We start from the raw sequence: 12,198 nt of genomic DNA, 5'->3' as shown, positions 1-12,198 counted from the left end.
AGGGCAGCCTTGAAAAAAAACGGATGAACATCAGATTTCTCCTGCGGCAGCGGTACGCGCGGGTCGCTAGAATGAAATTCATGGCAACAAAACCACCTTCTCCCAAAACCGCGCCGCCGGTCACCAGGCCTGCGCGGGATGACGGCGGTTCGGTCGTGCTGGAAAGACGCACGCAAAAGACCCAGCCCCCCCAGATGTACCAGGTGGTCATGCTCAATGACGACTACACCCCCATGGAGTTCGTGATCGTGGTGCTGCAGGAGTTTTTCAGCAAGGACCGGGAGCAGGCGACCCAGATCATGCTCAAGATCCACCTCGACGGCAAAGGCGTCTGCGGCGTGTATTCGCGCGACGTGGCCGCCACCAAGGTCGAGCAGGTGCTGGATGCGGCCCTCAAGGCCGGGCACCCGCTGCAATGTGTCAGTGAACCTGTTGAATAACAGGTTTTTCGTCCCGATCTACAGTTATCTCTTCCACGCAAGCACAAAGGAGTTCACATGATTGCCCAAGAACTGGAAGTCAGCTTGCACATGGCCTTTGTTGAGGCCCGCCAGCAACGCCACGAGTTCATCACCGTGGAGCATCTGCTGCTGGCACTGCTCGATAACCCCAGCGCAGCGGAAGTGCTGCGCGCCTGTTCGGCCAACATCGATGACCTGCGGTCGTCGCTGTCGAACTTCATCAAGGACAACACCCCCCAGGTGGCCGGCACCGACGAGGTGGACACGCAACCCACGCTGGGCTTCCAGCGGGTGATCCAGCGCGCCATCATGCACGTGCAGTCCACCGGCAACGGCAAGAAGGAAGTCACCGGCGCCAACGTGCTCGTGGCCATCTTCGGCGAGAAGGATTCGCATGCCGTGTACTACCTGCACCAGCAGGGCGTGACGCGCCTGGACGTGGTCAACTTCATCGCCCACGGCATCAAGAAGGGCGAGCCGCCGGAGCCCGCCAAGGCCGAGAACCAGGCCGAGGGCGAGGAGGGCGCGTCTGCCGAGCGCAACGAGAAGGCCTCGCCGCTCGAGCAGTTCACGCAGAACCTGAACCAGGCCGCCAAGGATGGCAAGATCGATCCGCTGATCGGGCGCCACTACGAGGTGGAGCGCACCATCCAGATCCTGTGCCGCCGCCGCAAGAACAACCCGCTGCTGGTGGGTGAAGCCGGCGTGGGCAAGACCGCGATTGCCGAGGGCCTGGCCTGGCGCATCACGCAGAACGACGTGCCCGAGATCCTGGCCGAGGCCGTGGTGTACTCGCTCGACATGGGCGCACTGCTGGCGGGCACCAAGTACCGCGGCGATTTCGAGCAGCGCCTGAAGGGCGTGCTCAAGTCGCTCAAGGACAAGCCCAATGCCATCCTGTTCATCGACGAGATCCACACCCTGATCGGCGCCGGTGCCGCCTCGGGCGGCACGCTCGATGCATCCAACCTGCTCAAGCCGGCGCTCTCCAGCGGCCAGCTCAAGTGCATCGGCGCCACCACCTTCACGGAATACCGTGGCATCTTCGAAAAAGACGCAGCGCTGTCGCGCCGCTTCCAGAAGGTGGACGTGGTCGAGCCCACGGTGCAGGAAACCATCGACATCCTCAAGGGCCTGAAGTCGCGCTTTGAAGAGCACCACAGCGTGAAGTACGCAGCGGCCGCCCTGCAGGCCGCGGCCGAGCTGAGCGCCAAGTACATCAATGACCGCCACCTGCCCGACAAGGCGATCGACGTCATCGATGAAGCCGGTGCTGCGCAGCGCATCATGGTGCCGAGCAAGCGCAAGAAGACCATCGGCAAGGCCGAGATCGAAGAGATCGTGGCCAAGATCGCCCGCATTCCGCCGGCCAACGTCTCCAACGACGATCGGGGCAAGCTGCAGACCCTGGAGCGTGATCTCAAGAGCGTGGTGTTCGGCCAGGACAAGGCCCTGGAAGTGCTCGCCAGCGCGGTGAAGATGGCGCGCTCGGGCCTGGGCAAGGGCGACAAGCCGATCGGATCGTTCCTGTTCAGCGGCCCCACGGGCGTAGGCAAGACCGAGGCCGCCAAGCAACTGGCCTACATCATGGGCATCGAGCTCTTGCGCTTCGACATGTCGGAGTACATGGAGCGCCATGCCGTGAGCCGCCTGATCGGTGCGCCTCCGGGTTACGTCGGTTTCGACCAGGGTGGCCTGCTGACCGAAGCCATCACGAAGAAGCCGCACGCGGTGCTGCTGCTCGACGAGATCGAGAAGGCGCACCCGGACATCTTCAACGTGCTGCTGCAGGTGATGGACCATGGCACGCTGACGGACAACAACGGCCGCAAGGCCGACTTCCGCAACGTCCTGATCATCATGACGACGAACGCCGGCGCCGAGACCATGAACAAGGCGACGATCGGCTTCACCAACCCGCGCCAGGCGGGTGATGAAATGGGCGACATCAAGCGCCTGTTCACGCCCGAGTTCCGCAACCGGCTGGATGCCATCGTCAACTTCAAGGCGCTCGATGAGCAGATCATCCTGCGCGTGGTGGACAAGTTCCTGCTGCAGCTCGAAACCCAGCTGGCCGAGAAGAAGGTGGAGGTCACCTTCACCGACACGCTGCGCAAGCACCTGGCCAAGAAGGGCTTCGATCCGCTGATGGGTGCGCGCCCGATGCAGCGCCTGATCCAGGACACCATCCGCCGCGCGCTGGCCGACGAACTGCTGTTCGGCCGCCTGACCGAAGGTGGCCGCCTCACGGTGGACATCGAGATGAAGGCCGACGACAAGGGCGTGGAAACACCCGAAGTGCTGCTTGACATCCAGCCCCTTCCCAAGAAGGAGCGCTCGGCCAAGTCGGAGCCAGCCGAGCCGGAAGAGGCCACGGCCGATTGACAGGCTTGGGGAGGGGGCGCCATGCGCCCGAACCCGGCCCAAGAACGAAAGCCCGCAGCAGCCGCTGCGGGCTTTTTTCATGGGGCGTTGGGAATGTGGTGGCGCCTGGACCATGGGTGCGCCGGGCGCTGCATTGGCCCTTGGCGCGCGGGGGATGCCAGGGCCGCCCGTGGGTCCGCGTGGCGCCAGGGGAATGCAGGCGCCCCAAGGCAGTGCAGGCCGCGCGCAGCGCCTCATCCGAGCGCCGCAACATCGCAGGTTATCACACGCTTTGTTGCATCAAAAAGAAAGCCCGCTCAGTGTTTTCCTTCAGGGTGGGGCCATGTTTCTTGGGTAGAGTGGCATGGAGCGCATCACTACATAAGGAGTAATTACATGAGCCAGAAAGTCGCGTACGTCACCGGCGGCATGGGGGGCATCGGAACGGCTATCTGCCAGCGCCTGCACAAGGAAGGCTTCAAGGTCATTGCGGGCTGCGGCCCGACCCGCGACCATGCCAAGTGGCTGGCGGAACAAAAGGCACTCGGCTACACGTTCTACGCATCGGTGGGCAATGTGGGCGACTGGGATTCCACCGTGGAAGCCTTCACCAAGACCAAGACCGAACACGGCAGCATCGACGTGCTGGTGAACAACGCCGGCATCACGCGCGACCGCATGTTCCTGAAGATGTCCCGCGAGGACTGGGACGCCGTGATCGAGACCAACCTCAACAGCATGTTCAACGTCACCAAGCAGGTGGTGGCCGACATGGTGGAAAAGGGCTGGGGCCGCATCGTCAACATCAGCAGCGTGAACGGCGAAAAGGGCCAGGCCGGCCAGACCAACTACTCGGCCGCCAAGGCCGGCATGCACGGCTTCTCGATGGCCCTGGCGCAGGAGTTGGCCACCAAGGGCGTGACGGTGAACACCGTGAGCCCGGGCTACATCGGCACCGACATGGTCAAGGCCATCCGCCCCGACGTGCTGGAGAAGATCGTCGCCACCGTGCCCGTCAAGCGCCTGGGCGAGCCCAGCGAGATCGCCTCGATCATCGCCTGGCTGGCCTCGGAAGAAGGCGGCTACGCCACCGGTGCCGACTTCTCGGTCAACGGCGGCCTGCACATGGGCTGATCCATCCGCAGGCGACCCCGTTGTCGCCCGGAACGCAAAGACCCGCCTCGGCGGGTTTTTTGTTTTTGACGCGGTATGACATGCCTGCTACGGACAAAACAGGCATGGCCAAAGCCAGTGCCCCCGTGCAAGGGCCGCCCCGCCGCACCGGGGGCGTCCCCCTCCCGACTCGCGCAGCGAGACGAGAGAGGGGGAAGGCGCGAAGCGACTCAGGGGGTGTCAGCCAATGAAGCGGCCGTTGGAGCCCATGATTCCGAGGTCAATGAATTTCGAACCCACATACGGTGCGCCACCCGCATAGTCGACCATGAAACCGCCCAGGTCGTTGCTGCGCAAACCGGCCAGTGCCGTGCGCAGCTTGGCACGGCTGAGGTCGCGCCCCGCGCGGTCCAGGCCATCGATCAGCACGCGGGCGTTGACGTAGCCCTCGAAGCTGCGCGAAGAGAATTCCTGCTGGTTCACGGCGCGCATGGCGCGCTGGTAGTCGCGCACCAGGGCCACGCTGGTGCGTGTGGCATCGGGCATCACCATCGAGACGGCCAGACCGCCGGCCTTGGCACCCAGTTGGCGGATGTTTTCGCCGCTGAAGGCCACGCTGGTGGCGGCCAGTGGTGTGCTGGCCGAGACCTTGCGGAACTCGCTGACCAGCGCGGCGCTCACGTCGCCGGCCGTGCCCAGCAGCACCGTCATCGGCTTGGCCCCGAGGGCCTGCTGCACCACCTGGGGCACCTGCTCGCCCTTGGCGTCGAGCTTGAAGGCCTTGGGTGCGGGCTGGTTGACGGCCTTGAGGGCGCTGTTCACATCGGCCAGGAATTCGCGGCCGAACACCGTGTCCTGGTAGACCACGGCCAGGTCGGTGATGCCCATGGCCACGAGCTTCTTGGCCAGGCGCTGGGCTTCGTCGGAGTAGCCGGCGCGCACATGGAAGACCGAACGGTACTCGGCCTTGCGCAGCGACGAAGCGCCGCTCTGCGGTGCCACGTAGGGGATCTGCGCTTCGTCGACCAGGGGCATGATGCGCTGGTTGTTGGGCGTGCCCATGCACGACAGCAGCGCCGCCACGTTGCCGTCGGCAATCAGCTTGCGCACGTTCTCTTCCGAGCGCGCGGGCTCGTAGCCGTCGTCCAGCGCCAGCAGGCGCAGCTCACGCCCGCCCGTGCCGCCGCTGCGGGCGTTGGCCTGGGCGATGCCTGCGTCCAGGCCCTGCTTGAGCTCCTTGCCCAGGCTGGCCAGGGGACCCGTCAGGCCCAGCGAGCAGCCGATGGTGACGAGCTTGGCGTCGATGGGGTCCTGCGGGCCGGCCCATGCGGAAGGGGCGAGCGAGAGACCCGTGGCGGTGGCAAGAAGGGACTGGGTGAACTGGCGACGTTGCATGGAAGTTGGCGATGGATCGAAGAAGGGGGAGGGCGCTGCCAGGGGATACCGTGGTGGCCAGGGACCCCATGGCCGCATGGATAGCGCAACCATAGGGAAAACCCTGATTCTATCGACCAAACGTGAACAACGTCAAAAAACGTTTCAGACCAACGGACAAGTGGCGGGTGGCGGGCGATGGCCGGCAAAGCCTCTCAGCGCGCGCAACGCGCCAGGTAGGCATCCTCGAAGCGCTTGAGATCGCTGCGCTCGCCTTCGCTGAGGTCCGTGCGCGCCTTCTTGAGGTGCAGGATGCGGCGCGATTCGGCGCACTGCTGGCCGCGGCGGGCCTCGTCGGCCTGCGAAGCCTGCTGTGCCATCTGCTGCTGGCGGTCTTCGTCGCGCCGTTGCCGGCGCGCGTCGCGCTGCTCCTGGTGGTAGCGTGATGAGGCATCGCTTTCTTCGTCTCGGCAGTCGCGCTCGAATTCACGGCGCATGCCACTTTGCACGTCGGCCTTGATGCCGCGGGAGTAGGCCGATCGCAGGGTGTCGCTCAGGGTGCGGCAGCGCTCGCTCATGTACTGCTGGTGGTCCGACGCGGGCGCGGAGGGCTGCGCACGGCTGGGTGCGCGTTCGCTGCGGTATTCGCTTGCCGTGGGCCCTGCCGATACCGACGTGGTCTTCATGCCCTGGGGGCAGGCCCGAAACGAGGTGTAGTGGTTGCCGTTGTCGTCCCGGCAGGTGTAGCGCGTCTGTGCGCCGGACTCGGACGGCGCGAGGCCGCCAAGGGCCGCCAGCACCAGGCTGGCGCAGGCGAAACGCAGGGAGTGCCGGGTATGCGCCGTGATTCCCAGGCTGTGGTGGTGCATCCGCATTGGTGGTTTTCCTTTCCATGGATTCGGCGAGAAATTCGCCGGGGCTGCCCTCCTGGCCAGCGGGAGGGCCGGCGCACCGGGGGGGGCGCAATGCATGGATTGTTCTGCGCCCAGGCAGGGCGGGCGTTCTCCGCCTTGTCCACCGGCGCCTCTCGGGCGCTTGACAATGTGTCCACTGGGCGGAGGGCGCGGCTGCCGGGGCGCGATGAAACCACTGGCGGCGTCGGCGGGCGCAGGGCGAAGTGATGTGGCGGGGGGGGAGGACGGCAGACTGGCCTGCCTGGGCGCACGCGGCTATGGAGCCGCTGTGCAGACACCATCGCGGTCAAGGCGGCGGCGGTCTGCGCGGGACGCAAAAAACCCCGCGGTGGCGGGGCTTTCCTGCTGGGGTGGTTTGAACAGTGAAAAGAAGGGGCGCCCGGCTTGAAAGCCGGGGCCGCCACACCCTCAGAAGCGGGCCGGGGCGCGCTTGCGGTCGCGTTCGTCTTCGGGCCAGGCGGACATGATTGCGGTGGTATTCATACTGGAAAACTCCTGTGATGTACCAACAACGCGTTCACTTGCCCCTCGGTTGACAGCGTTTCACAAAAAAATGCAACCCAAAATCAAAAAAATTCCACGCCCCCGCAACTCCAAAAAAGATAGCAAATAATTCAATACGGGCCTAATGTAAGCACTTGAAAAATAGGCAATGAATTACAGGATTTTACAACTTAGGCGCCCGCGGTCGTCGCAATTTCTTCGATCGCCGATGAAATTTCCAGCCAGCGCTCTTCCAGCTGTGCGGTCTCGTCGTTGCCGGCTTTCAGCCGGCGGCCGCATTCGGCGATCTCGGCCGGGGGCAGGGGCTGGGTGAGCTTGTGTTCCAGATCGGCGCGCTCGGTCGACAGGGCGGCCAGGCGCTTGTCGATCTGTTCCAGCTCCTTTTTCAGGGGGCGCGTCTTCTCGGCCAGCTGCTGGCGGCTTTGCGCGTCGAGCTTGCGCTGGTCGCGGCCTGCCACGGGAGCGGCTGCAGGGGCCGGGGCCTTGGCCGCCACCACGGGTGGCGCGGCCACCGGTGCCGGTGCCGCAGCAGGGGCCGGAGCGCTGGCGACGGCTGCCGCAGCCGCAGCCGCTAAGGCCGTCTTCGCAGCGGCGGCTTCGGCCTGGCGCGAATATTCGCGCAGGCGCTTGGCCTCTTCGAGCAGGTAGCGCTGGTAGTCGTCCAGGTCGCCATCGAACGGGCCGACCACGCCGCGGCCCACCAGCCAGAACTCGTCGCACACGGCGCGCAGCAGCGCGCGGTCATGGCTGACCAGCATGACGGTGCCCTCGAACTCGTTGAGCGCCATGGACAGCGCCTCGCGCGTGGCCAGGTCCAGGTGGTTGGTGGGCTCGTCCAGCAGCAGCAGGTTGGGGCGCTGCCAGACCATCATGGCCAGCACCAGGCGCGCTTTTTCGCCGCCGCTCATGGTGCCCACGGCCTGCTTGACCATATCGCCGCTGAAGTTGAAGCTGCCCAGGTAGCTGCGCAGGTCCTGCTCGCGCGAGGGCTCGCGGGCGGCAGCGCCCATGTCGCGCGCCAGGCGGATCATGTGCTCCAGCGGGTTCTCGCCGGGGCGCAGCACATCGAGCTCCTGCTGGGCGAAGTAGCCGATGGACAGGCCCTTGCCCTCGGTCACCGTGCCGGCAATGGGCGCCATCTCGCGGGCGATGGTCTTGACCAGGGTGGACTTGCCCTGGCCGTTGGCGCCCAGGATGCCGATGCGCTGACCGGCCAGCACCGACTTGCTCACGCCGGTAAGAATGGTCTTGATCTCGTCGTCGGTCGTGTAGCCGAACGCCGCGTCGCTGATCGCCAGCATCGGGTTGGGCAGGTTCACGGGCTCCTTGAACTCGAAGGTGAACTCGGCCTCGGCCAGCAGCGGGGCGATCTTCTCCATGCGCTCGAGCGCCTTGACCCGGCTTTGCGCCTGCTTGGCCTTGCTGGCCTTGGCCTTGAAGCGGTCGATGAACTTCTGCAAATGGGCGATCTTGTCCTGCTGCTTAGAGAAGGCGGCCTGTTGCAGCTCCATCTGCTGCGCGCGCAACTCTTCGAACTTGCTGTAGTTGCCGCCGTAGCGGGTGAGCTTGGCGCTGTCGATCTGCAAGGTGACGTTGGTGACGGCGTCCAGGAACTCGCGGTCATGGCTGATCACGATCATGGTGCCAGCGTACTTCTTGAGCCAGGCTTCGAGCCAGACCAGTGCGTCCAGGTCCAAGTGGTTGGTGGGTTCGTCGAGCAGCAGCAGGTCCGACGGGCACATCAGCGCGCGCGCCAGCTGCAGGCGCATGCGCCAGCCGCCCGAAAAGCTGTTGACCGGGCGCTCCAGCTCGTGCGCCTGGAAACCCAGGCCCAGGATCAGCGCCTGGGCGCGGGGAACGGCGTCGTGGTCGCCAGCATCAGCCAGGTCGGTGTAGACCTGGGCGATGGCCATGCCGTGGTCGGCATCGTCGTGCGCGGCGTCGCTCTGGTCGAGCTGCGCCAGCTGGGTATGCAGCTCGGCCAGTCGCGTGTCGCCGGCCAGTACGAAGGCGGTGGCCGTCTCGTCGGTCTCGGGCATGTTCTGCGCGACCTGCGCCATGCGCCACTGGCGCGGGATGGAGAAATCGCCACCGTCCTCGTGCAGGCTGCCGTTGAGCAGAGCGAACAGCGTGGACTTGCCGGCACCGTTGCGGCCCACGAGGCCGACTTTCTCACCCGGGTTCAGGGTCACGGAGACGCTGTCCAGCAGCACCTTGGTGCCGCGGCGCAGGACGATGTTCTTCAGGTTGATCATGCAAAACTCAATCAGGCGACCCGGCTGCGTCGTGCAGCGCAAGGCCCCGGGGTATTCCAGGTGGGGGATCGGGTGATCCCGGAAAGGGGCGGCGGGCCCGCATCGCATCGGCGCGAGCCCATGGGCGATGCCGCGGTTGCCACGCGGCGGCAGCCGCCGCACTGCGCGGGCAGGCATCCCCATATTGTCGCCGATACCGGGCAAACCCTGTAGGACGGCCATAGGAGGCTGCTATGGGGCTGCAAATCCGGCAAAAACTGTCCTCGCTGAGGCCGATTTTCGCTTTCGACGCTCCAAGTCCGACAGCCTCCTAGGGCGCCGCGCCAGCCACCTCGTACCAGGCCCAGCCCTCGTACTTGCCGAGCAGGCGCAAACGGGGGTTTTCTGCCAGCTCGAAGATCTGGTCGTTGCCCATCACCACCTGCGCGCCGGTCTGGGCGAAGTCGAAACGCCGTGGGTCGACCAGCACACGCACGCTGTCGGGCGTGGGGTTGATCACGCGGTAGGTCGCCGGGGGCACCATGGTTTCCTGCACGAAGCTCAGGTGCTGGTAGCGGTTCACCGTGTCCTGGTCGCCCGCCGGCAGATGCATGCCGCGCCAGACGCTGGGTTGGGGGTAGTAGAAAACGCCGTTCACCAACGGCACGCCGGCGGCTGCCAGGACCATGGCATTGGACGTGCTGGGGAACAGCGCCAGCACCCGCCTCGGCCGGGCCTGGCCATCGGCACCGGCAGGGCCCGCGACGTAGCGCTGCACCGTCTCGTTGAGCGCTACGCGGGAAGGGGCCAGGCCCACTGGATTGAAGTCGACGGTGGCGGCCCCATACACCACGGCCATGAGCGCGATGGAATGCGCCACCTTGCCTTGCACCAGCCAGCAGGCCATGAGCCCTGCGGCCACGGCCATGCTGGCCAGCAGGGTGGTGCTCAGGCCGGGGTGGAAGTCTTCGGGGATGCCGGCCATGGCCAGCGCAGCCACTGCGGCTGTGAGCAGGCCCAGCACCACCGGTGCCGTGCGCCCTTGCGCAGTTGCAGGCGCAGGCAGGCAGGCCACCACCAGCAGGCAGGCCAGGCCCAGCGCCAGATCGATGCGCGACGACGACACATAGTGCCAGAACATCGCCTTGGACAGGGCCAGCGGTATGCCCCAGATACCGAACACCACCGTGAACACGGTGAACAGCGCGCAGGCGGCCACCATCCAGCGGTGGGGGCCCTGGCTGCGCGCATGCCGCAGGCACAGGAACCAGGTGGCCAGCAGCAGCAGGAAGTACGAGCCAAATTCGCTCTCGTTGAAGACGCTGCGCTGCAGGTTGGACAGGGTATCGGCATTGCCGAAGCCGCGCAGCAGCACCAGGAGGGACAGGTCGCCGCCGCGCAGCGCCGCGCGCTGGCCCGGATAGACCGTGTTGCGCATGGCCGCGATGGCTTCGCGGGAATCTTGCCACCAGAAGTAGAGCAGGGCCGCCATGACCGCTACGGCCAGCGCAAACGCCAGCGGTGTGAGGCGCCCCCAGGCGATCTGCCGGCGGTTGTCGGCCAGCCAGGCCGCAAGCACCAGTGCATACAGCGTGGCCACGGTGATCTGCCAGGGCGGGTAGAGCACCAGTGCGAACCCCGCCAGGAACCAGCCCAGTGCCAGCGCCAGCCACCCCAGGCGGGCGCCGGACTTGTGGCGCAGCATGAGCAAGGTCGCGGCCAGGGCCCCCGAGGGGAAGAACACCGCGTACAGCGGCCAGTGGGACCAGCCCGCCGCATAGGGCGCCACGCAGAACACGGCCGACAGCGCCAGGCTGCGGCCCGGGCGTCCGGGCGCCAGCACGTCGAGCAGCCACCACAGCGCCAGCAGGCAGGCGAAGAACGGAAAATACCAGTACCAGGCCAGTGCCTTGTCCAGCGGCAGGGCGAAGAAGCCCCAGGTGGCCGGGCGTGCCAGGGCCGAGATGTGCCACACGGGCACGCCGGTCATGCCGATGACCATCATGTTCTGGCCATCCAGGCCCAGATGGCGGTTGACGACGGGAAAGGGCGGTTCGTGGTTGGCCTGCGCGAGGGCGCTGGCGGTGATCACCATCCAGTCGTCGGAGCGCACGCTGCGCGGCTGGCCCGCCACATGGGTCATGGCACTGTCCTGCGACAGGAAGGGGTGCGGCCCCTGGTCCGTGCGGCCCAGCAACAGCTCCAGCGACGAACCCGTGGCGCCGATGCCCACCAGCACCAGGAAGATGCCTGCGATGCCGCCTGCCACCACCCGGCGGTGGCCACCGACCCAGGTGCCCAGGCGCGCCTGCAGGCGCCCGGAGCCGGGGAGCAGCAGCAGCGCAATGGTGCTGGCCACGGCGGCCGCGATCAGCCAGTGCCGCGCAGGGGTGTCAGGTCCCAGGACCTTGCCGGCTGCGGGAGAGGAGGCCTGGACGTCGAAACGGGCGCCATCCTCGAACCGGGCGATCACCGAGACCGGCTGCTCGCCACCCGCGAGGTAACGTGGGTAACGCACTTCGAGCGCGAATTCGAGGGCGATGCGGTCCCCGTCCTGGAAGTAGACCCCGACGGATGGGCGGGTCTTGCGTTCGGGCACGGCAATGCGCTTTTCGGCATCCCCGATGCGCACCAGGAAGTCCTTGGGCAGGCGCTGGTTCTGCGAGTCGTAGCACCAGCCGGTGATGCGCACCATGCCCGTGGTGGCGTCGTACTCCACCGTGTCGACGAAGCCATAGGCACCGGGCGGCAGCGGCTGTTGTGCCCACGCACCCACCGGCAGCAACAGAGCCAAGGCCAGGAACAGTCCCCAGGCCGTTGCCAGCCATCCGCCGGTCGGTGTGGCGCCGGGCCGCCCGCCGAAGGCGGCGCTCATCGGGATGCAGCCACCGTGACCACGATGCCCGACATGATGAGGGCCGTGCCGATGAAGTACGTCGGCGCAAAGCGCTCACCGAAGAAGAAACGGCTGGCCAGCGGCACGATGACGAAGGCCAGGGCCATGAAGGGGTAGACCTTGCCCAGCTCGGCCTTGCGCAATATCAGCACCCAGCCGATGGAGGTGATGCCGTACAGCACCATGGTGGCAAAGAACACGGCCAGCGTTTCGAGGGCGAAGAAGCTGCCGGTCTTGTTCATGGAATTGGCGCTGACCTTGAACAGGATCTGGCCGATGGCGATGCCCACCACACAAAGGATGGTCAGAAGATAGACGTACATGGATCGGGACCTCGG

8 protein-coding genes are annotated in these 12,198 nt (G+C 66.1%); 3 read left to right on the top strand and 5 right to left on the bottom strand.

What is annotated here, in order from left to right; all coding sequences use genetic code 11:
- Positions 1 to 71 precede the first annotated feature (71 nt).
- The 3 genes from clpS (at position 72) to phbB (ending at position 3,959) form a co-directional block, all read left to right on the top strand.
- Complete coding sequence (gene clpS / locus U5N23_RS14935; protein WP_322593572.1) at positions 72 to 440, top strand: ATP-dependent Clp protease adapter ClpS; 369 nt, start codon at positions 72 to 74, stop codon at positions 438 to 440.
- A gap of 57 nt (positions 441 to 497) precedes the next feature.
- Positions 498 to 2,846 carry an ATP-dependent Clp protease ATP-binding subunit ClpA gene (gene clpA, locus U5N23_RS14930; RefSeq protein ID WP_322593571.1) on the top strand — a complete coding sequence of 783 codons (2,349 nt, stop codon included), beginning with the start codon at positions 498 to 500 and terminating at the stop codon, positions 2,844 to 2,846.
- Between the two features lie 375 nt (positions 2,847 to 3,221).
- The gene (phbB, locus tag U5N23_RS14925; RefSeq protein WP_322593570.1) at positions 3,222 to 3,959 is read left to right on the top strand and encodes an acetoacetyl-CoA reductase; all 738 of its coding nucleotides are present in this window, start codon (positions 3,222 to 3,224) and stop codon (positions 3,957 to 3,959) included.
- 219 nt (positions 3,960 to 4,178) lie between these two features.
- Here phbB and U5N23_RS14920 read toward each other — a convergent pair whose 3' ends face one another.
- The 5 genes from U5N23_RS14920 to U5N23_RS14900 all read right to left on the bottom strand — a co-directional run bounded on the left by U5N23_RS14920 (position 4,179) and on the right by U5N23_RS14900 (position 12,183).
- A complete protein-coding gene (locus U5N23_RS14920) occupies positions 4,179 to 5,333 on the bottom strand; it encodes an ABC transporter substrate-binding protein (protein WP_322593569.1) in 1,155 nt (384 codons plus the stop codon).
- A 194-nt stretch (positions 5,334 to 5,527) separates the two neighbouring features.
- The gene (locus U5N23_RS14915; RefSeq protein ID WP_322593568.1) at positions 5,528 to 6,187 is read right to left on the bottom strand and encodes a hypothetical protein; all 660 of its coding nucleotides are present in this window, start codon (positions 6,185 to 6,187) and stop codon (positions 5,528 to 5,530) included.
- Between the two features lie 713 nt (positions 6,188 to 6,900).
- The gene (locus tag U5N23_RS14910; RefSeq protein WP_322593567.1) at positions 6,901 to 8,985 is read right to left on the bottom strand and encodes an ABC-F family ATP-binding cassette domain-containing protein; all 2,085 of its coding nucleotides are present in this window, start codon (positions 8,983 to 8,985) and stop codon (positions 6,901 to 6,903) included.
- 310 nt (positions 8,986 to 9,295) lie between these two features.
- Positions 9,296 to 11,839 carry a hypothetical protein gene (locus tag U5N23_RS14905; protein ID WP_322593566.1) on the bottom strand — a complete coding sequence of 848 codons (2,544 nt, stop codon included), beginning with the start codon at positions 11,837 to 11,839 and terminating at the stop codon, positions 9,296 to 9,298.
- Complete coding sequence (locus U5N23_RS14900) at positions 11,836 to 12,183, bottom strand: 4-amino-4-deoxy-L-arabinose-phospho-UDP flippase (protein ID WP_322593565.1); 348 nt, start codon at positions 12,181 to 12,183, stop codon at positions 11,836 to 11,838. The genes U5N23_RS14905 and U5N23_RS14900 overlap by 4 nt, the downstream gene beginning before the upstream one ends.
- Positions 12,184 to 12,198 lie beyond the last annotated feature (15 nt).

Source organism: Acidovorax sp., assembly GCF_034519795.1.
GTDB lineage: Bacteria > Pseudomonadota > Gammaproteobacteria > Burkholderiales > Burkholderiaceae_C > Acidovorax.
Note: the sequence above shows the minus strand (reverse complement) of the source record. Positions and strands in the feature narration are given on the sequence as shown.